General features: G+C 68.5%; 18 protein-coding genes. 15 read left to right on the top strand and 3 right to left on the bottom strand.

The features are described 5' to 3' along the window. Positions 1–231 precede the first annotated feature (231 nt). The 15 genes from AC5WJ1_RS02420 to AC5WJ1_RS02350 all read left to right on the top strand — a co-directional run bounded on the left by AC5WJ1_RS02420 (position 232) and on the right by AC5WJ1_RS02350 (position 16,321). A complete protein-coding gene (locus AC5WJ1_RS02420) occupies positions 232–1,917 on the top strand; it encodes a ClcB-like voltage-gated chloride channel protein (RefSeq protein WP_135704488.1) in 1,686 nt (561 codons plus the stop codon). Positions 1,918–2,027: 110 nt separating this feature from the next. Next, a complete protein-coding gene (locus tag AC5WJ1_RS02415; RefSeq protein WP_135704486.1) occupies positions 2,028–2,441 on the top strand; it encodes a hypothetical protein in 414 nt (137 codons plus the stop codon). Between the two features lie 86 nt (positions 2,442–2,527). After that, on the top strand, positions 2,528–3,880 hold the full coding sequence (miaB, locus tag AC5WJ1_RS02410) for a tRNA (N6-isopentenyl adenosine(37)-C2)-methylthiotransferase MiaB (protein WP_195430621.1): 1,353 nt from the start codon (positions 2,528–2,530) through the stop codon (positions 3,878–3,880). Positions 3,881–3,901: 21 nt separating this feature from the next. Then, positions 3,902–4,900, top strand: a complete 999-nt coding sequence (locus AC5WJ1_RS02405) for a PhoH family protein (protein WP_133093760.1) — start codon at positions 3,902–3,904, stop codon at positions 4,898–4,900. Beyond that, the gene (gene ybeY / locus AC5WJ1_RS02400) at positions 4,901–5,662 is read left to right on the top strand and encodes an rRNA maturation RNase YbeY (RefSeq protein WP_135704484.1); all 762 of its coding nucleotides are present in this window, start codon (positions 4,901–4,903) and stop codon (positions 5,660–5,662) included. Positions 5,663–5,796: 134 nt separating this feature from the next. After that, entirely contained in the window at positions 5,797–6,684 is an 888-nt protein-coding gene (locus AC5WJ1_RS02395) for a CorC family transporter (protein WP_135704482.1), read from the top strand. Continuing rightward, positions 6,681–8,288 (top strand): apolipoprotein N-acyltransferase, encoded by a 1,608-nt coding sequence (gene lnt, locus AC5WJ1_RS02390; RefSeq protein ID WP_195430617.1) that lies wholly within the window; start codon positions 6,681–6,683, stop codon positions 8,286–8,288. Before AC5WJ1_RS02395 ends, lnt begins: the two co-directional genes overlap by 4 nt. A 568-nt stretch (positions 8,289–8,856) precedes the next feature. Next, on the top strand, positions 8,857–9,810 hold the full coding sequence (gene glyQ, locus AC5WJ1_RS02385) for a glycine--tRNA ligase subunit alpha (RefSeq protein ID WP_135704480.1): 954 nt from the start codon (positions 8,857–8,859) through the stop codon (positions 9,808–9,810). Beyond that, complete coding sequence (locus AC5WJ1_RS02380) at positions 9,807–10,436, top strand: hypothetical protein (RefSeq protein WP_195430614.1); 630 nt, start codon at positions 9,807–9,809, stop codon at positions 10,434–10,436. The genes glyQ and AC5WJ1_RS02380 overlap by 4 nt, the downstream gene beginning before the upstream one ends. A gap of 35 nt (positions 10,437–10,471) precedes the next feature. Further along, positions 10,472–12,595, top strand: a complete 2,124-nt coding sequence (glyS, locus tag AC5WJ1_RS02375; protein WP_133093754.1) for a glycine--tRNA ligase subunit beta — start codon at positions 10,472–10,474, stop codon at positions 12,593–12,595. Between the two features lie 31 nt (positions 12,596–12,626). Beyond that, positions 12,627–13,229: a D-glycero-beta-D-manno-heptose 1,7-bisphosphate 7-phosphatase gene (gene gmhB / locus AC5WJ1_RS02370; RefSeq protein ID WP_133093753.1), complete on the top strand. Its 603-nt coding sequence runs from the start codon at positions 12,627–12,629 to the stop codon at positions 13,227–13,229. 46 nt (positions 13,230–13,275) lie between these two features. Next, positions 13,276–14,040: a lysophospholipid acyltransferase family protein gene (locus AC5WJ1_RS02365; protein WP_135704478.1), complete on the top strand. Its 765-nt coding sequence runs from the start codon at positions 13,276–13,278 to the stop codon at positions 14,038–14,040. After that, complete coding sequence (locus AC5WJ1_RS02360) at positions 14,037–14,891, top strand: M48 family metallopeptidase (protein ID WP_133093751.1); 855 nt, start codon at positions 14,037–14,039, stop codon at positions 14,889–14,891. Before AC5WJ1_RS02365 ends, AC5WJ1_RS02360 begins: the two co-directional genes overlap by 4 nt. Before the next feature lie 96 nt (positions 14,892–14,987). Continuing rightward, positions 14,988–15,395, top strand: coding sequence for a lactoylglutathione lyase (gene gloA / locus AC5WJ1_RS02355; RefSeq protein ID WP_029048797.1), 408 nt, complete (start codon positions 14,988–14,990; stop codon positions 15,393–15,395). Between the two features lie 59 nt (positions 15,396–15,454). Continuing rightward, entirely contained in the window at positions 15,455–16,321 is an 867-nt protein-coding gene (locus AC5WJ1_RS02350; RefSeq protein ID WP_195430696.1) for a DMT family transporter, read from the top strand. A 123-nt stretch (positions 16,322–16,444) separates the two neighbouring features. On the opposite strand, the gene trpS is transcribed toward AC5WJ1_RS02350, so the two are convergent. The 3 genes from trpS to pdxA are packed head-to-tail and all read right to left on the bottom strand — an operon-like array spanning position 16,445 to position 19,505. After that, positions 16,445–17,482: a tryptophan--tRNA ligase gene (trpS, locus tag AC5WJ1_RS02345; protein ID WP_133093748.1), complete on the bottom strand. Its 1,038-nt coding sequence runs from the start codon at positions 17,480–17,482 to the stop codon at positions 16,445–16,447. Positions 17,483–17,538: 56 nt separating this feature from the next. Then, complete coding sequence (gene rsmA / locus AC5WJ1_RS02340; protein ID WP_133094207.1) at positions 17,539–18,372, bottom strand: 16S rRNA (adenine(1518)-N(6)/adenine(1519)-N(6))-dimethyltransferase RsmA; 834 nt, start codon at positions 18,370–18,372, stop codon at positions 17,539–17,541. Between the two features lie 29 nt (positions 18,373–18,401). Then, positions 18,402–19,505, bottom strand: coding sequence for a 4-hydroxythreonine-4-phosphate dehydrogenase PdxA (gene pdxA / locus AC5WJ1_RS02335; protein ID WP_195430610.1), 1,104 nt, complete (start codon positions 19,503–19,505; stop codon positions 18,402–18,404).

The raw sequence follows: 19,505 nt of genomic DNA, 5'->3' as shown, positions 1-19,505 counted from the left end.
CCGGCCCGGCAGGCCAGTGGCCCGCCCGCGGGAAAGGTCGCTAGTGTACCAGTCCGTCGCGAGCCGGTTCTGCACATGCGGCAGCGCCGCATGCGCGACAGCACACATCGGCGCGGCCAGGTGACGCTGCGCTATCATGAATGGCTCCGCAGGCGGCCCGCCCTCAAGGCGCCGCAGTGGCGCCTGCCCATCCTGACTGCCCCGGCCCCCTGCTGCGCCCCGGAGCCCGCCATGCGCTTGCGTTTCCTCGAAGACCAGGAAGTCACCCTGTTTGCGGCCATCCCGGTCGGCATCGTGGCGGCCATTGCGACCACGCTGTTCAAGGAGGCGCTGGAAGGTGCCGGCGTGGTGCTTTTTTCCAGCCATGCCGACGTGGTGGTCGTCTTTGCCGCACTGGCGCTGGGCTGGCGCGTGGTGGTACCCGCGGTGGGCGGTGCGCTGGCCGGCGCGCTGCTGGTCCTTTCCAACCGGCTGGCCAGCAGCCACAGCGGCGCAACCGACTATATGGAAGCGGTGGCAAATGGCAGCGGCCGGCTGCCGGTGCGGATCACGCTGCTGCGGGCCATGTCCTCGTTCTTCTCCATCGTCAGCGGCAGCTCGGTCGGCAAGGAAGGCGCGATGATCCAGCTGGCGGCGCTGTGCGGCTCGCTGTTTCCGACCACCCGGCTGGAGCGCGGCGGCGGCTCGAACATGCGCCGGATGCTGACCGCCTGCGCCGCCGCGGCGGGCCTGGCGACCGTCTATCACACCCCTTTTTCCGCCGCCGTTTTCGTCGCTGAAGTGGTGTTTGGCGCACTGGCAGTGCAGCGGCTGATGCCCCTGTTCCTTGCGTCGGTAGCCGGCGCCATGGTCAGCCAGTGGCATGGCGGACTGCAGCCGCTGTATCCGGGCCTGGTTATCGCGCCGGACCTCCGCCCGCATATCCTGCTGGCGGCAGCCGGACTCGGCGTGGCGGCCGGCATCGTCGGCGCGCTGTTCCTGCGCGCATCTGGGTTCGCCCGCAGCCGCTTCGCCGCGGTGCCGGGCGGGCCGGTGGCGCGGCTGGCGCTGGGCGGCGCGCTGGTGGGAGTGCTGGCGATGGCAGTGCCCGAGGTCGTGGGCAACGGCTACCACACCATCCAGACCATCCTGCAGGAACAGCCGCTGAGCGTGCCGGTGGCCGGGGTGCTGCTGGCCAAGCTGGTGGCCACGGTGATCAGCATGGGCTCCGGCGCGGTCGGCGGGGTGTTCACCCCGTCGCTGTTCGTCGGCGCGGCGCTGGGGCAACTGCTGGCGCTGGCCATGCATGGCGTCGCCGACGGTGCCACGCCGCTGCTGCCGCTGGTCGGCATGAGCGCGTTCCTGGCGGCGACCAGCCAGGCGCCGCTGATGTCGGTGCTGATGGTGTTCGAAATGACGCTGGCGCCGGCATTGCTGCTGCCGTCGATGATCGGCGCGGTGGCGGCGTACTACACGGCATCGCGCTGCCAGACGCTGTCGCTGTACAGCGTGATCGCCGAGCGCGCACAGGCGTCGGCCGCGGCCGAGCACGCCCGCACCATGACGCTGGCGGGGCTGTGCGACCCGACCGCCACCGTGCTCGACCCCAACGCCAGCCTGGCCGAGGCCGCCGACAAATTCGCCGAGACCGGTACCCGCTATCTCTACCTGGTGCAGTTCGACGGGCGCCTGCTGGGCGCACTGTCGATCCACGCCGTGCAACGCGCCCAGCGCGAAGGCTCGCAGCAAGGCGTGCTGGAGCTGGCCGAGCGCGACTTCCCGTCGCTAACGCCCGATTCGCGCCTGCGCGATGCGCTCGAGGTGTTCGCCGAACACGGCATCAACCGGATCCCGCTGGTGCGGGACAGGGTCGACCGTGAGCTGATCGGTACCGTGTCGAAGCAACGTGTGCTGCAAGAGGCATCCTGCCTGTTCTGAATGCCATCTCGCCGGGCCGCCCCGGGGAGGCGCCAAACGAGTAAAATGCCCGGTTGCGCCCGCTCCGGGCCATCCCACCCACGCTTCGCCTTACTTGACGGAGTTTCCCCATGCCAGCAGGTCGTGATATGCGCCGCGAGGCGCCGGAAGTTGCCAGTTCCTTGCGCGGGCGGTTGCCGTGGCTGGCGGGCGTAACGGTGGCGGTGACGGTAACGGCCCTGCTGCTCGGCGCGGCCGCCGCCTCGGCCCAGCCGGTGCGGGTGATCCCTGAAGACGCGTCGGCAGCCAGGCTGGTGCTCGCCGCTCCGTCGGCCTCCGCGCCGCAGACCGCCACGCTGGACGGCAAGACCGTGGGCGTGGCACCGGGCTTGCGCCTGTTCGGGACCGACAACCAGTTGCTGGCCACGGCCGCGGTGGCAGGCCAGAAGCTGCCGGTGCGGTACAAGCTCGACCTCTACGGCCAGTTGCTGACCGCCTGGGTGCTGAGCGAGCCGGAGCAGAAGGCGCTGAAACAGAAATCGTAGTCCCCCGAAAGAGCGCGGCGTGCCCCACGCGACCGCGCGTTGTTGCAACACCCTGATGCCCCCAGGTCAACCACTGAGATCGGCATATGAAGAAAGTTTTCGTCAAGACGTACGGCTGCCAGATGAACGAGTATGACTCGGACAAGATGGTCGACGTCCTCAACGCCAGCCAGGGGCTGGAACCCACCGACAACGTCGAAGATGCCGACGTGATCCTGTTCAACACCTGCTCGGTGCGCGAGAAAGCGCAGGAGAAGGTGTTTTCCGAGCTGGGCCGGATGAAGGCGCTGAAGGCGGTCAAGCCCGACCTGGTGATCGGTGTGGGCGGCTGCGTGGCCAGCCAGGAAGGGGCCAGCATCGTCTCGCGCGCGCCGTACGTCGACGTGGTGTTCGGCCCGCAGACGCTGCACCGCCTGCCCGACCTGATCTCGCGCCGCCAGCGCACCGGCCAGTCGCAGGTGGACATCTCCTTCCCCGAGATCGAGAAGTTCGACCACCTGCCGCCGGCGCGCGTGGAAGGCCCGAGCGCCTTCGTCTCGATCATGGAGGGCTGCTCCAAGTACTGCAGCTACTGCGTGGTGCCCTACACCCGCGGCGAGGAAGTCTCGCGCCCGTTCGAGGACGTGCTGGCCGAAGTGGCCGGCCTGGCCGAGCAAGGCGTGCGCGAAGTCACGCTGCTGGGCCAGAACGTCAACGCCTACCGCGGCAAGATGGGCGACACCACCGAGATCGCCGACTTTGCGCTGCTGATCGAATACGTGGCCGAGATCCCCGGCATCGAGCGCATCCGCTACACCACCAGCCACCCGAAGGAATTCACCTCGCGGCTGGTCGAGCTCTATGGCCGATGCGACAAGCTGGTCAACCACCTGCACCTGCCCGTGCAGCATGCTTCGGACCGCATCCTGATGGCGATGAAGCGCGGCTACAGCGTGCTGGAATACAAGAGCATCATCCGCAAGCTGCGCGCGCTGCGCCCGCAGATGTCGATGTCGTCGGACTTTATCGTCGGCTTCCCCGGCGAGACCGATGCCGACTTCGAGAAGCTGATGGCGATGATCGACGAGATCGGCTACGACACGTCGTTCTCGTTCATCTTCAGCCCACGCCCGGGCACGCCCGCGGCCAACCTGCACGACGACACCCCCCACGAGGTCAAGCTGCGCCGGCTGCAGCGCCTGCAGGCCACCATCGAGGAAAACGTGCAGCGCATCAGCCAGGGCATGGTCGGCACGGTGCAGCGCATCCTGGTGGAAGGCCCCGCGCGCAAGGATCCGACCGAGCTGCATGGCCGCACCGAGAACAACCGCGTGGTCAACTTTGCGCTGCCCGGTGTGCCCCAGGCGGGCCGCGACCGGCTGGTCGGCCAGATGGTCGATGTCAGCATCACGCAGGCGTTCCCGCACTCGCTGCGCGGCGAGATCGTGGTGCGCCAGTAATCCTGCAGGCAACCCCACTACATGAAGATCCCTTCCGCAGAATTCGTCGCTCCCAAGGACGACAACGCCCGGCTGCAGAACCTGTGCGGGCCGCTCGACGAGAACCTGCGCCAGATCGAGCAGGCGCTGGATGTGACCATCCAGCGCCGCGGCCACCGCATGACAGTGCGCGGCGCCAATGCGCAGGACGCCACGGCCGCGCTGGAGCGCTTCTACAACCAGGCGCGCACGGCGCTGTCGATCGACGACGTGCAGCTCGGGCTGGTGGAAACGCGCCAGCTCTCCGCGCATGGTGCCTACCTGCCCGGCAACGACAGCGCCGAGGACGAGCGCGAGTACGAAGACGAATCGCCGGTGTTGCACACCCGCCGTACCGGCCTGCAGGGCCGCACCGTGGCGCAGCGCGAGTACCTGCGCAATATCCTGTCGCACGACCTGACCATGGGCATCGGCCCGGCCGGCACCGGCAAGACCTACCTGGCGGTGGCGTGCGCGGTCGACGCGCTGGAGCGCGACGCGGTCAAGCGCATCGTGCTGACGCGCCCGGCGGTGGAAGCCGGCGAGCGCCTGGGCTTCCTGCCCGGCGACCTGGCACAGAAGGTCGATCCTTACCTGCGCCCGCTGTATGACGCGCTGTACGACCTGCTCGGCTTCGACCGCACGCAGAAGATGTTCGAGCGCCAGATGATCGAGATCGCGCCGCTGGCCTATATGCGCGGGCGCACGCTGAACCACGCCTTCATCATCCTGGACGAGGCGCAGAACACCACGCCCGAGCAGATGAAGATGTTCCTGACCCGGATCGGCTTCGGCTCCAAGGCGGTGATCACCGGCGACATCACGCAGATCGACCTGCCCAAGGGCCAGAAGAGCGGGCTGGTGGAGGCGCAGCATGTGCTGCGAGACGTGCGCGGCGTCGCCTTTACCCGCTTTTCCAGCATCGATGTGGTGCGCCACCCGCTGGTGGCGCGCATCGTCGATGCCTATGACGAATACCACGCCCAGCACAAGGACGCGTAATTGAAATCCCCGAAAGACCAGAAATCCAAGGCCCCCGGCGTCAGCCTGACCCTGTTCGATGGCGATGGCCGCGCGCGCAAGAGCGCCGCGCATGCGCTGCGCGTGCAGCTGCCGGATGGCCGCAGCCTGACGCTGGACCTGTCGCAGGCCGCCGACGGCGTGGTCGCGCTGCTGGCCGAGCATACCGACACCAACCAGCAGGCCGGCCTGCTGGTGCGCCCGGACAACCATGACTCGCTGTCCGTGGCCGTGACCGCCACGCCGGTCGTGACCACCACCGGCACCCCGGCCACGCCGCCGGCGCTGGAGCTGGAGATCCAGCAGGGCGACGGCATCGGCAGGCAGGACGGCCTGCCGCCGCGCAGGAAGATCGAAACCTGGGTCAAGTCGGCGCTGTATGCCGATGCCGCGCTGACGATCCGCTTCGTCGGCGAGGAGGAAGGCCGGCTGCTCAACCGCACCTACCGCGGCAAGGACTACGCCACCAATGTGCTGACCTTTGCCTATGCGGAGAACGAGGACGACCCCGTGACCGGCGATATCGTGCTGTGCTGCCCGGTGGTCGAGGCCGAGGCGCGCGAGCAGCGCAAGCCGCTGGAAGCGCACTATGCGCACCTGATCGTGCACGGCGTGCTGCATGCCCAGGGCTACGAGCACGAGGAAGACGCCGAAGCCGAGGAAATGGAGGCGATCGAGACCGAGACGCTGCAGGCGCTGGGCTACGCGGATCCCTATCTCGCCGAGCGCACCGGCACCGCGTGATTGGCGGCGCACCGGCGGCACCGGACATGGTGCCGCCGGCATCACATCCAGCAGCCGCCAACCCCCGGCTGTCACGGGACCGACAGCCTTTTGGTGTATCCTTCAGTCGATCTCCACCACGCGCTCGCCGCGAAATGAACGACCCCTATCCCAGTTCGAAGCCCGCCTACCTGAAGCAGGTCGATCGCCCCAGATCGCTTCTCGAACGCCTGTCAGACCTGATCTCCCCCGAGCCGGACACCCGCGCAGAACTGCTCGAAGTGCTCCAGGACGCGCATGAGCGCAACCTGATCGACGCCGATTCGCTGTCGATGATCGAGGGCGTGTTCCAGGTCTCCGAACTGACCGCAGGCGACATCATGGTGCCGAGCGCGCAGATGGATATGGTCAATATCGTCGACGCGCCGGAGACCTTCATCCCGTTCATGCAGCAGACCGCGCACTCGCGCTTCCCGGTCTACGAAGGCAGCCGTGACAACATCATCGGCATCCTGCTGGCCAAGGACCTGCTGCGCTACTACACCGATCCCGCCTTCGACCTGCGCGAGACGCTGCGCCCGGCGGTATTCATCCCCGAATCCAAGCGCCTGAACATCCTGCTGCGCGAGTTCCGCATCAACCGCAACCATATCGCCATCGTCGTCGACGAATACGGCGGCGTGGCCGGGCTGGTGACGATCGAGGACGTGCTCGAGCAGATCGTCGGCGATATCGAGGATGAATTCGACCTGGACGAAGACCAGGACAATATCCTGCCGATGCCCGACGGCAGCTGGCGCGTGCATGGGCTGACCGAGATCTCCCAGTTCAACGAGGCCTTCGGCACCGGCTTTTCCGACCACGACGTCGACACCGTGGGCGGACTGCTGTCCAACCACGTGGGCCACGTGCCCCACCGCGGCGAGGTCATCACCCTGCCGCCGATCCGCTTCGAAGTGCTGCGCGCCGACGCGCGGCAGGTGCACCTGCTGCAGGTGCGCCGCGAATCCCTGCCTGACAGCGCGAGCGCTGCCGGCGCATGAAGCATCCCGCCCCGATCCCCAACGGCGCCGCTGCTGCCAACGCCGGTGCTGGCAGCGTGCCCGGCGCGCGGTCGCGCGCCGCCGCGATGGCTCGGCTGCTGCTCGCTGGCGTGCTCGGCATTGCCCACACCCAGGCCTTCGCCCCGCACGACTGGTGGTGGCTGCAGATCCTGTCGCTGGCCGGCCTGGCCGCGCTGATGGCCGACGCGCCGCGCGCGCGCATCGCCGCGGCCACCGGCTATGCCTTCGGCCTGGGCTGGTTCCTGTCCGGCATCTGGTGGCTCTATATCAGCATGCACGTCTACGGCGAGATGCCGGCGTGGATGGCGGCGCTGGCAGTGGTGCTGTTCTCGGGCTACCTGGCGCTGTGGCCGGCGCTGGCGGGCGCACTGTGGCACCGGCTGACGGCACGGCTGCGCGCAGGCACATGGGCCGCGGCGCTGCTCGCGCCGCTGGCGTTTGGTGCCGCGTGGGGCCTGTCGGAGTGGCTGCGCGGCGTCGTGTTCACCGGTTTCCCGTGGCTGTCGGGCGGCTATGCCCATACCGACGGGCCGCTTGCCGGCTTTGCGCCGCTGGTCGGCGTCTATGGCATCGGGGCGCTGGCGGCCGCTGTCGCGGCCTTGCTGGCCGGGGCCGCGCGCGGGCTGGGGCACGGTGCGCGCACGCCTGCCGTCGTGTCACTGGCGCTGGCGCTGCTGCTGCCGGCACTTGGCGCAACGCTGTCGCCGCTGGCCTGGACCACGCCAGCCGGCAAGCCGCTGACGGTGCGGCTGCTGCAGGGCAACGTGCCTCAGGACATCAAGTTCGAGGCCGCCGGCATCCAGCGCTCGATCGCGCTCTACCGCGACATGATCACCGCCGAGCCCGCCGACCTGGTGGTGACGCCCGAAACCGCCTTCCCGGTGATCCTGCAGGATCTGCCGGTCGACGTCGCCGTGGCGGTGCGCGACTACGCGCTGCAGAGCGGCACCACGGTGCTGTTCGGCGCGGCCGGCGCCGATTCGCCGGTCGATTTCACCAACAGCGTGTTCGGGCTGGGGCCGCTGACCGAGCGGCTGTACCGCTACAACAAGCACCACCTGGTGCCGTTCGGCGAGTTCATCCCGCTGGGCTTCCGCTGGTTCGTCGACATGATGAAGATGCCGCTGGGCGATTTCCGCCGTGGCGGGCTCGACCAGCCTTCGCTGCCGGTGCGCGGCGTGCGCGTGGCGCCCAATATCTGCTACGAGGATCTGTTCGGCGAGGAGATCGCGCAGACGCTGCGCCAGCAGCCCGCGCCCGCCAACGTGCTGGCCAACCTGACCAACCTGGCCTGGTTCGGCGACACCATCGCGCTGGACCAGCACCTGCAGATCTCGCGCATGCGCGCGCTGGAAACGCGCCGCCCGATGCTGCGCTCGACCAATACCGGCATGACCGCGGTGGTGCGCCCGGACGGCACCGTGCAGGCGCGCCTGCCCACCTTCACGGTCGGCACGCTGGTGGCCGAGGTGCAGGGCATGCAGGGGCTGACCCCATATATCCGCTGGGGGAACGCGCCGGTGCTGGCGCTGTTTGCGCTGCTGCTGGGCACAGCTGCCTGGCGCTCGCGGCGCGCAGGCTGAAGCCCGGCCTGGCGCTGCTGGCGCGCCGGGCTTCCCGCCGCTGATCGCACTGATCGCACTGATCGCACTGATCGCGATAATCCGCGGCATCCGTGGCGCGCCAGGCGCGCGCCGGCTGCGCTATTTCAGCAGCCCGGTCGCGACCGACACGACGGCCGCGGCGATCATGACCGCGATTGCGACCAGGTAAGGTTTGCGAGAAAGGAGTGTCATGATCCCAAGTCCCCAACGTTAATTTCCTACCGGCAGGACGGCCAAGCCTGCCAACCGCAACGCTCTCAAGCGGGTTGCTTACTCATACTGTATACAAAAACGTTATCGGCTAGCGTTCCCGCAACTTGAAAACAGGGTCGGTATTTTCCCCATGCGTTGCGAAAGCCCGACATCCGCCGGCACCCCCGCGCGCCAGCCGCCACCCCGCCAATGGGGGCGTGCGGCCAAAAAGCCGATAGAATTCAGGGTTTGGCAAAATCCGTATGCGGCGGCCCCGGCACGCGCTGCGCCGCCAGCCCGCCGGGCGGCGCAAGTTCGCCCCAAGCCGACCGATCAGCCACTACCTAGTCTTCATATGCTGACCTTCCAACAAATGATTCTGACCCTGCAGGCCTACTGGGACCGGCAGGGTTGCGCGCTGTTGCAACCCATCGATCTGGAGGTCGGCGCCGGCACTTCCCACGTGCATACCTTCCTGCGCGCGATCGGCCCCGAGCCGTGGCGCGCCGCCTACGTCCAGCCGTCGCGGCGGCCGAAGGACGGCCGCTATGGCGAGAATCCCAACCGCCTGCAGCACTATTACCAGTATCAGGTCGTGCTCAAGCCCGCGCCGGAGAATATCCTCGAGCTGTACCTGGGCTCGCTGGAAGCGCTGGGCCTGGACCTGAAGCAGAACGACATCCGCTTTGTCGAGGACGACTGGGAGAACCCTACGCTGGGCGCGTGGGGCCTGGGCTGGGAAGTCTGGCTCAACGGCATGGAAGTGACCCAGTTCACCTACTTCCAGCAGGTCGGCGGCATCGACTGCAAGCCGATCACGGGCGAGATCACCTACGGCATCGAACGCCTGGCGATGTACCTGCAGAAGGTCGAGAACGTCTACGACCTCATCTGGACCGAATGGGTCGAGAACGGCGAGACGCGCCGCCTCACCTACGGCGACGTGTACCACCAGAACGAGGTCGAGCAGTCGACCTACAACTTCGAGCACAGCAACACCGAAATCCTGTTCCGCCATTTCGCCGAGCACGAGGGCGAGGCCAAGCGGCTGATGGGCAATGCCGAAGGCGCCGAGGGCACCGACGGCAGCCAGGCCGGCACGCGCCTGGCGCTGCCCGCCTATGAGCAGGTGCTGAAGGCAGCGCACACGTTCAACCTGCTGGACGCCCGCGGCGCCATCTCGGTGACCGAGCGCGCCGCCTATATCGGCCGCATCCGCAACCTGTCGCGCCAGGTGGCGCAGGCCTACTACGATTCGCGCGAGGCCCTCGGCTTCCCGATGTGCGGCAACGGCGGAGCCCGGGCATGACGCAACTGGCGCGCAGCGCGCTGTGCTGCGCCTTGGCCATCGCCACGCTGTCTGCCGCCGGCAATGCCGCCGCCGCGCGCGCCGAGGCCGCCCCGGCGCCGCAGGCGCTACTGCTGCCGGCCGAACTCAGCAATGTGTGCGAGGCCGATCCGCAGGCGCTGCAGCTGGCCTTGTCGCGCCACTGGCGCCCGTCGCTGAACGCGCTCGACCAGTGGACGCAGCTGGTGCGCTCGTTCGCCTGCGACCTGTCGGGCCAGCGCGACCTGGGCTGGCACCGCGTGCCGCTGCGCGCCTATGAAAGCGCGATCCGCTACCCGCTGACCTGGGTGGAGGTGGAAACCACCAACGGCCGCACCCGGCGCAAGACCAAGACCTATTACTCGGCGGCCCAGCTGCCGCCGAAGATCGATTTCTGGGTGGGGGGGCGCATCGACGAGATCCGCTACGACAAGCGCCTGCGCCGCATCGACGCGCGCTTCCCCGCCGCGGGCAGCCGCGGCGGCAGCAACGGCGCCGCCAGCGCCGCGGCGGCCGCGCAATGCGCCTTCACCACGCTGCAATTCCGGCAACAGAACGGCCTGTGGCTGCTGTCCGGAGTGGAACCTAATCATTCGCCGCGCTGCTGACAGCGGCGCGCGCCACAACCTGTTGGATACGATTCATGTCGCAACCCATGACCGACTCGCTGCTGATCGAACTGTTCACCGAAGAGCTGCCGCCCAAGGCGCTGGCGCGTCTGGGCGACGCCTTCGCGCAGGGCCTGTTCGCCGGCCTGGGCGAGCGCGACCTGCTTGAGCCGGGCGCCACTGTGACGCCGTTCGCCACGCCGCGCCGGCTCGCCGCGCTGGTGTCGGGCGTGCGCCGCAGCGCGCCCGACCGCGAGCAGCGCGAGAAGGTCCTGCCGCTGTCGGTGGCGCTTGGCGCCAACGGCGAGCCCACCCCGCCGCTGGCCAAGAAGCTGGCCGCGCTGGCCAAGTCGGTCGGCGTCGCCGAGATCGACTGGCAGTCGCTGGAGCGCGCCTCGGACGGCAAGGCCGAGGCCTTCTTCTACCGCTACACCGCACGCGGCGCCGAACTGGCCGCCGGGCTGCAGGCCGCGCTGGAGGACACCATTGCCAAGTTGCCCATCCCCAAGGTGATGAGCTACCAGCGCCCTGACGGCAGCACCGTGCATTTCGTGCGCCCGGCGCACAGCCTGATCGCGCTGTTCGGCAGCGAGATCCTGCCGGTGTCGGTGCTGGGCCTGCAGGCCAGCAACGTGACGCAGGGCCACCGCTTCCTGTCGCACGGCACGATCGAGATCGCGCATGCCAACGACTACGCGAAGCAGCTCGAATCGGCCGGCCGCGTGCTGGCCAGCTATGGCGAACGCCGCGAGCGCATGCGTGCCGCGCTGCTGGCCGAGGCCGGCGCCGACCAGGTGATCATGCCCGAGTCGCTGCTCGATGAAGTCAATTCGCTGGTGGAATGGCCGGTGGTCTACGCCTGCCACTTCGAAGAAGCCTTCCTGGCGGTGCCGCAGGAATGCCTGATCCTGACCATGCAGACCAACCAGAAGTACTTTGCGCTGACGGATGCCGACGGCCATCTGCGCAACCGCTTCCTGATCGTGTCGAACCTGGCCACCGAGACGCCGCAGTCGATCATCACCGGCAACGAGCGCGTGGTGCGTCCGCGCCTGGCCGATGCCAAGTTCTTCTTTGACCAGGATCGCAAGAAGACGCTGGCCTCGCGCGTGCCGCAGCTGGCCGGCGTGGTCTACCACAACAAGATCGGCACGCAGCTGGACCGCGTGCAGCGCCTGCAGCAGATCGCCGGCCATGTCGCCGATGCGCTCAACGCCGCCGGCGTGGCCACCGACAAGGCGGCCGCGATGCGCGGCGCGGAGCTGGCCAAGGCCGATCTGCTGACCGACATGGTCGGCGAGTTCCCCGAGCTGCAGGGCACCATGGGCACGTACTACGCGCGCCACGACGACGAAGCCGAGGACGTGGCGCTGGCCTGCTCCGAACACTACCGCCCGCGCTTCGCCGGCGATGCGCTGCCCGAAGGCTCGGTCAGCACCGCCGTCGCGCTGGCCGACAAGCTGGAAACGCTGGTCGGCATCTGGGGCATCGGCCTGCAGCCGACTGGCGAAAAGGACCCGTTCGCGCTGCGCCGCCATGCGCTCGGCATCCTGCGCATGCTGATCGAGAAGCCGCTGGCGCTGTCGGTCACGTCGCTGCTGGCGCTGACGCAGCAGACATTCGCCGGCATTGCCGCGGTCAAGCCGGCGCCGGACGCCATCGCCGACTTCCTGTACGACCGCGTGCGCGGCTACCTGAAGGAAAAGGGCTACACCACCAACGAGGTCGAGGCCGTGGTCAGCCTGCGCCCGGACCAGCTGCACGACGTGCTGGGCCGCATGGAAGCGGTGCGCACCTTCGCCGCGCTGCCCGAGGCCGAGGCCCTGGCCGCCGCCAACAAGCGCATCACCAACATCCTGCGCAAGAACACCGAGCCGGTCGGCGCGGTGAACCCTGCGCTGTTCCAGGAAGAGGCCGAAGGCGCGCTGCACGCGGCGATCGAGAAGGTGCGCCCGGCCGTCGAAGCCGCCTTCGCCAGCGGCGATTTCACCGCCGCGCTGCGCGACCTGGCCCAGCTGCGCGATGCCGTCGACCGCTTCTTCAACGACGTGATGGTGATGGCCGAGGACGCGCAGCTGCGCGCCAACCGCCTGGCGCTGCTGGCCTCGCTGCATGCGCTGGCCAACCGCGTGGCCGACATCTCCAAGCTGGCCGCCTGAGCGCCGCCAGCACGCGATACCGGAGCCGCACATGCCGCAGACGCCCCCCAAGTTTGTCATCCTGGACCGCGACGGGGTGGTCAACCTCGACAGCGACCAGTTCATCAAGTCGCCCGACGAGTGGATCCCCATCGACGGCAGCCTGGAAGCCATCGCCGCGCTGAACCAGGCCGGCTATCGCGTGGTGATCGCCAGCAACCAGTCCGGCATCGGCCGCGGCCTGTTCGAGATGAGCGCGCTCAACGCCATGCACGAGAAGATGTACGCGGCGCTGGCACGCCTGGGCGGGCGCGTCGAGGCCGTGTTCTTCTGCCCGCATACCGCCGCGGACGGCTGCGACTGCCGCAAGCCCAAGTCCGGCATGCTCGAGCAGATCAGCGAGCGTTTCGGCATCGAGCTGCGCGGCGTGCCGATCGTCGGCGATTCGCTGCGCGACCTGGAGGCCGGTGTCGCGGTCGGCTGCGCGCCGCACCTGGTGCGCAGCGGCAAGGGCATGAAGACGCTGGACAAAGGCGGCCTGCCGCCCGGCACGCAGGTGCATGACGACCTGCGCGCCTTTGCGCGCTGGCTGACCGGCAACGACGGCGGCAACGACAGCGGCAACCACAGCGCCACCCGCGAGTCCGCACAATAAGCCATTGCCGACGCTGGCTCCGACCCTCTTTTTTGCGCCCCCACGCATGACGTTTCTCCGTTCCCTGCTGTTTGCGCTGTACCTGCTGGTGCTGACGCCCCCCTACGCCTGCGCCTGCTTCGTAGTGTTTCCCTTCATGAATGCCGACCAGCGCTTCCGCTTCGTGCGCGGCTGGCCGCGGCTGGTGATCTGGGCCGCCCGCGGCATCTGCGGCATCCAGTACCGCATCGAAGGCCATGAGCATATGGATAGCATGCTCGACAAGCCGGTGGTGCTGCTGTCCAAGCACCAGTCGGCGTGGGAGACGGTGGCTTACGTGGCGCTGATGCCCAGGCCGCTTTGCTTCGTGTTCAAGCGCGAGCTGCTGCTGGTGCCTTTCTTCGGCTGGGCGCTGGGCATGCTGAAGATGGTCCATATCAACCGCAGGGAAGGCACCCGCGCCTTCGCCTCGGCCGTGCGCCAGGGCCGCGAGCGGCTCTCCGAAGGCGCCTGGATCATCATGTTCCCGGAAGGCACGCGCACGCCGTCGGGTCTGGAAAAGCCGCGCTACAAGAGCGGCGGCGCGCGCCTGGCGGTCGAGACCGGTGCCTGGGTGCTGCCGATGGCGGTCAACTCGGGCCGGGTGTGGCCGCGCAACAAGTTCCTCAAGTACCCGGGCATGGTGACGATCTCGGTCGGCCCGCCGATCGCCTCGGCCAACAAGACCGCCGACCAGCTCAACCAGGAAGTGGCCGACTGGATCGAGCGCGACATGCGCCGCATCGACGCGGACAGCTACCGCAGCGAAGCACGGGTAGAGCCGGCCGCATGAAGCTGCTGCGCCCCGCCTCCGAAGCCGACGGCGCGCAGCTGGAACTGCCGCTGGCAGAAGCCGCTCCCATAGTCCATGCACCGGCGGCGCCGCTGGTGCCGGAGCAGCCGGCATGGCCGGTACCGCAGCCCAATGCCCGGCTGCTGCACGTGGGCGAGCGCGCGCTGCACTATACGCTCAAGCGCTCGTCGCGGCGCACCATCGGCTTCACCATCGACGACCGCGGCCTGTCGATCACCGCGCCGCGCTGGGTCACGCTGGCCGACATCGAATCGGCCATCCTGGAGAAGCAGCGCTGGATCTTCAACAAGATGGGCGAATGGCGCCACCGCGAGGCACGCCGCGTGCTGCCCACGGTGCAGTGGCGCGACGGCGCCAGCCTGCCCTTCCTGGGCCAGCCGCTGACGCTGTCGCTGGAGTCGCCGATCGGCGCGCTGCTGTTCGATGCCGACAGCCGCGTGCTGCACCTGGCGCTGCCTGCGCACGCCGACGAGCAGCAGATCAAGGACCGCGTGCAGGGCTGGCTGCAGCAGCAGGCGCGCCGGCTGCTGGCCGAGCGGCTCGACGTCTATGCCGGCAAACTGGGCGTGCGCCATACCGGCTTTGCGCTGACTTCGGCGGCCACGCGCTGGGGCAGCTGCACCGCGGACGGCAAGATCCGGCTGAACTGGCGCCTGATGCATTTCCCGCTGTCGATGATCGACTACGTCGCGGCGCACGAACTCGCCCACCTGAAGGAAATGAACCACGGCCCGCGCTTCTGGCAGACCGTGGAATCGATCTTCCCGGAATTCCGCGACGCCCGCGCGCAGCTGCGCGCGCATCCGCCCGAGCTGCTGCCGAGCTTTTAAGCCACGCTTCCAAGCCACTTCCAAGCGGCCGGTGCGTTTCGGCTAAACGCACTAAAATGGCGCCTTCGAATACCTAAAACAGTTGAAGGCCCTCAAATGCGACTCCTCCACACCATGCTGCGCGTCGGCGACATGCAGCGCTCCATCGATTTCTATACCCGCATTCTCGGCATGCAGCTGCTGCGCGAGAGCGACAACCCCGAGTACAAGTACCGCCTGGCCTTCGTCGGCTACGGCCCCGAAAGCGAGACCGCGGTGCTGGAGCTGACCTACAACTACGGCGTCGACCAGTATGACCTGGGCACCGCCTACGGCCATATCGCGCTGGAGACCGACAACGCCGCGGCGGCATGCGAGCGCATCCGCGCGGCCGGCGGCAAGGTCACCCGAGAAGCCGGCCCGGTCAAGGGCGGCACCACCGTGATCGCCTTCGTCGAAGACCCGGACGGCTACAAGATCGAGCTGATCGAGCGCCATTCCACCCGCGACGCCAGCCGCCCGTAACGCGTCCATCGGCCGCGACCGTGGACGCGCAAACCCTGAGCCGCCGGCCGCTGGACGGCATGGCGGTGGGCCTGATGGTGGTGCTGTGCGCCGCCTGGGGCCTGCAACAGGTGGTGATCAAGGTGACCGCGCCGCTGATGGGCGCGGTGCTGCAGGCCGGCGTGCGCTCGGCGGTGGCGGCGTTGCTGGTGTTCGGCTTTGCCGCCTGGCGCGGCACGCCGATCTGGCGCCGCGACGGCACGCTCAACGCGGGCCTGCTGGCGGGGCTGCTGTTCGGCGCCGAGTTCTTCTGCATCTTCGTCGGGCTGGGCCACACCACGGCCTCGCGCATGGCGGTGTTCCTGTACACCGCGCCGATCTTCACCGCGCTGGGGCTGCATTTCGTGGTCCCGGGCGAACGGCTGCACGCCGGGCAATGGCTCGGCGTGGCGCTGGCGTTCGTGGGCATGGCACTGGCGTTCGCCGATGGCATCGCGGCGCCGTCGCCCCATGGCAGCACGCTGCTGGGCGATGCGCTGGGCATTGTGGCCGGGGCGCTGTGGGCCGCCACCACCGTGGTGGTGCGCGCCAGTCCGCTGGCAACCGCGCCGGCCAGCAAGACGCTGCTGTACCAGCTGGCGGTATCGGCGGTGCTGCTGCTGGCGATGGCCATGGCAGCGGGCCAGACCGCGACCGTGCAGATCGACGGCGTGGTGCTGGCGAGCCTGTTCTACCAGTCGGTGCTGATCGCGTTTGCCAGCTACCTGGCGTGGTTCTGGCTGCTGCGGCGCTACCTGGCGTCACGGCTGTCGGTGTTTTCCTTCCTGACGCCGCTGTTCGGGGTGGCTTTCGGCGTGGTGCTGATGCACGACGTGGTGGGGCCGCGCTTTGCGGTGGCGGCGGTGTTGGTGCTGGCGGGGATTGTGCTGGTGAATCGGCGGGCGTAGGCCTCTGGCGCGGCTCGCTCACCATGGGCGCCGAACGTAGCAGCTATCCCTTGTGAACGTTCCCCTCTCCCGCCGCACGGGAGAGGGGAACAAACCGCCGACGTGCGACGGCATGCTGTTCAATCAGCGGCGCGCCTCGAACGAGAACATCCCCAGCGCGTCGCGCACTTCCTCCAGCGTCTGCTGGGTCAGTTCGCGTGCCTTCTGCGTGCCCTGGCGCAGCACATCGAACACATAGTCCGGGTTCTTGGCCAGCTCTTCGCGGCGGGCGCGGATCGGCGCCAGCATGTCCTGCAGGATGCCTTCGATGCGGCGCTTGAGCACCATGTCGCCCAGGCCGCCCTTGCGATAGTGTTCCTTCAGCGCTTCGACTTCCTCGGTGTTCGGGTCGAACGCATCCAGGTACGTGAACACGACGTTGCCCTCGACCTGGCCCGGATCCGACACCTTCAGGTGGTTCGGGTCGGTGTACATGCTGTGCACCGCGGCCTTGATCTGCTCCGGCGACGCGCCCAGCGCGATTGCGTTGCCCATCGACTTGCTCATCTTGGCCTTGCCGTCGACGCCGGGCAGGCGGCCGAACTTGGGGATCAGCGCCTTGCACTCCGGCAGCACGTCCCGGCCGACCTGGTTGTTGATGCGGCGCACGATCTCGTTGGTCTGCTCGATCAGCGGGGCCTGGTCTTCGCCCACCGGCACCACCTGGGCCTTGAAGGCGGTGATGTCCGCGGCCTGCGCGGCCGGGTAGCACAGGAAGCCGGCCGGGATATCGCGGCCGAAGCCGCGCGCCTGGATCTCTTCCTTGATGGTCGGATTGCGCTCCAGCCGCGATACCGTGACAAAGTTCAGGTACATCAGCGTCAGCTCGGCCAGCGCCGGCAGGTGCGACTGCACGGTGATGGTGGTCTTGGCCGGGTCGATGCCGACCGCCAGGTAGTCCAGCGCCACTTCCAGCACGTTGCGGCGCACCTTGTCGGGATCGTGCGCGTTGTCGGTCATGGCCTGGGTGTCGGCCAGCAGCAGGTATTGCTCATGCGAATCCTGCAGCGCCACGCGGCTCTGCAGCGAGCCGACGAAGTGGCCGAGGTGCAGCGGGCCGGTGGGACGGTCGCCGGTCAGGATCACGGGACGCCGGTTGGTTTGGCTGGTTTGGGCTGTCATGGAACGGTCTTGCACGAAATAAGTCGCGGAAATTCGGAATTCGTTGATCTGGGGCTTCAGGCGGCCTGCCCCGCAGCGCCGCCGCCGAGGCGGCGGGCCAGCTCGACATACTCGCCAACGGGCACTTCCTCGGCGCGGCGGCCAAGGTCGAAGCCCATCGCGTCGAAGTCGACCTGGTCGCGCAGGAACGACAGCGTATTGCGCAGCACCTTGCGCCGCTGCGAAAACGCCGCGGTGACCACGTCGCCGAGCACGGTGATGTCGCAATCGGCATGCGGCGAGCGCAGGCGGCCGTCGTGATGGCGCGGCCACGGGATCATCCGCACCACGGCCGAATCGACCTTGGGCGGCGGGTTGAAACTGCCCGGCGGCACGTCCAGCACATGCTCCATGTAGTAGCGCACCTGCAGCATGATCGACAGCCGGCCGAAGGCCTTGCTGCCGGGCTCGGCCACCATGCGCTCGACCACTTCCTTCTGCAGCATGAAGTGCTGGTCGCGCACCCGGTCGGCGAACTGCATCAGGTGGAACAGCAGCGGGCTGGAAATGTTGTACGGCAGGTTGCCGACGATGCGCAGCGGCCTGCCCGGCACTTCCAGCTTACCGAAGTCGAAGTCCAGCGCGTCGCCGGCATGGACCTGCAGGCGCTCGCCGTAGCGGCGGCGCAGCCGCTCGACCAGGTCGCGGTCGAGCTCGACCACCTGCATCTGCGGGATGCGTTCGAGCAGCGGGCTGGTCAGCGCGCCGAGTCCCGGCCCGATCTCGACCAGCACGTCTTCGGCTTGCGGACTGATGGCATTGACGATGCCGTGGATGATGGTGTCGTCGACCAGGAAGTTCTGCCCGAATCGCTTGCGGGCCACATGGCCCTGGTGCACGTTGGAACGCATGGTTCGATGTTGCAGCATGAGGTCCGGCTTCAGCAAGGCGGCTGCAAGCCAGGATTGGGATGGCCCGGATGGCTGGCGCCGGCGCCATCGGGATGGCGGCCGTTGGCATGGCCGGCCATGGTGACCGCACTGCGGATGGCCTCGATCATGCTGCCATGCTCTGCCTGGCCGGTGCCAGCCAGGTCCAGCGCGGTGCCGTGGTCCACCGAAGTGCGGATGAAGGGCAGCCCCAGCGTGATGTTCACGCCGTGGCCGAAGGTGCCGTATTTCAGCGGCGCCAGCCCCTGGTCATGGTACATCGCCAGCACGCAGTCGGCATCGCGCAGGTGGCGCGGCTGGAACAGCGTGTCGGCCGGGAAGGGGCCGCGCGCATCGATGCCGGCATCCTTGGCCTGCGCCAGCGCGGGCACGATCATGTCGATCTCTTCGCGGCCCATGTGCCCGCTTTCGCCGGCGTGCGGGTTCAGGCCCGTGACCAGGATGCGCGGGCGCGCGATGCCGAAGTAGCGGCGCAGGTCGGCATCGATGATGGTCAGGGTCTGCAACAGCAGCGGGACGGAAAGCGCGTCGGGCACCGCACGCAGCGGCAGGTGGGTGGTCGCCAGCGCCACGCGCAGCATGGCGTGGTCGTGCGCGGGCTGCGGGCCGGCCAGCATCATCACCACGCGCGGCACGCCGGCGCTGTCGGCGAGGTATTCGGTGTGGCCCGTGAAAGGCACGCCGGCGTCGTTGATGGTGCTCTTCTGTACCGGTGCCGTGACCATGGCCGCAAAGCGCGGCGCGGCGCGGCCATGCGGGCGGCAGCCGGCGATGGCGGCATCGAGCAGCGCCAGCACGTACCGGCCATTGCGCGCGTCCAGCCGGCCCGGTTCGCACGCGACCGCCAGCGGGATATCCTCGATCACCACGTCGCCGTCGGCGATGCGCCGCTCCCAGGCGTGCGTCACGCCCAGCGCCGCGGCGCGATCGGCCAGCAGGCGGGCATCGCCCAGCACATGGAAGCGGTAGTGCCCGCTGCCGCCGTTGTTGCCATGGTTGGCGCCGGCGAGCTGCAGCAACGCCCCGATGGTGATATCGGGGCCGATGCCGGCGGGTTCGCCGGTGGAAATGGCCAGGGATAGCGGGTCAGGCAT

It is taken from the genome of Cupriavidus sp. MEYA8 (genome assembly GCF_059278825.1).
This window is presented reverse-complemented; position numbering and strand designations above follow the sequence as displayed.

Excerpts from the sequence above, each read along its gene's own strand:
- AC5WJ1_RS02420 (WP_135704488.1), top strand. The coding sequence starts at position 232 with ATGCGCTTGCGTTTCCTCGAAGACCAGGAAGTCACCCTGTTTGCGGCC.
- AC5WJ1_RS02415 (WP_135704486.1), top strand. The coding sequence starts at position 2,028 with ATGCCAGCAGGTCGTGATATGCGCCGCGAGGCGCCGGAAGTTGCCAGT.
- miaB (WP_195430621.1), top strand. The coding sequence starts at position 2,528 with ATGAAGAAAGTTTTCGTCAAGACGTACGGCTGCCAGATGAACGAGTAT.
- AC5WJ1_RS02405 (WP_133093760.1), top strand. The coding sequence starts at position 3,902 with ATGAAGATCCCTTCCGCAGAATTCGTCGCTCCCAAGGACGACAACGCC.
- AC5WJ1_RS02395 (WP_135704482.1), top strand. The coding sequence starts at position 5,797 with ATGAACGACCCCTATCCCAGTTCGAAGCCCGCCTACCTGAAGCAGGTC.
- lnt (WP_195430617.1), top strand. The coding sequence starts at position 6,681 with ATGAAGCATCCCGCCCCGATCCCCAACGGCGCCGCTGCTGCCAACGCC.
- glyQ (WP_135704480.1), top strand. The coding sequence starts at position 8,857 with ATGCTGACCTTCCAACAAATGATTCTGACCCTGCAGGCCTACTGGGAC.
- AC5WJ1_RS02380 (WP_195430614.1), top strand. The coding sequence starts at position 9,807 with ATGACGCAACTGGCGCGCAGCGCGCTGTGCTGCGCCTTGGCCATCGCC.
- glyS (WP_133093754.1), top strand. The coding sequence starts at position 10,472 with ATGTCGCAACCCATGACCGACTCGCTGCTGATCGAACTGTTCACCGAA.
- gmhB (WP_133093753.1), top strand. The coding sequence starts at position 12,627 with ATGCCGCAGACGCCCCCCAAGTTTGTCATCCTGGACCGCGACGGGGTG.
- AC5WJ1_RS02365 (WP_135704478.1), top strand. The coding sequence starts at position 13,276 with ATGACGTTTCTCCGTTCCCTGCTGTTTGCGCTGTACCTGCTGGTGCTG.
- AC5WJ1_RS02360 (WP_133093751.1), top strand. The coding sequence starts at position 14,037 with ATGAAGCTGCTGCGCCCCGCCTCCGAAGCCGACGGCGCGCAGCTGGAA.
- gloA (WP_029048797.1), top strand. The coding sequence starts at position 14,988 with ATGCGACTCCTCCACACCATGCTGCGCGTCGGCGACATGCAGCGCTCC.
- AC5WJ1_RS02350 (WP_195430696.1), top strand. The coding sequence starts at position 15,455 with ATGGCGGTGGGCCTGATGGTGGTGCTGTGCGCCGCCTGGGGCCTGCAA.
- trpS (WP_133093748.1), bottom strand. The coding sequence starts at position 17,482 with ATGACAGCCCAAACCAGCCAAACCAACCGGCGTCCCGTGATCCTGACC.
- rsmA (WP_133094207.1), bottom strand. The coding sequence starts at position 18,372 with ATGCGTTCCAACGTGCACCAGGGCCATGTGGCCCGCAAGCGATTCGGG.
- pdxA (WP_195430610.1), bottom strand. The coding sequence starts at position 19,505 with ATGCCTGACCCGCTATCCCTGGCCATTTCCACCGGCGAACCCGCCGGC.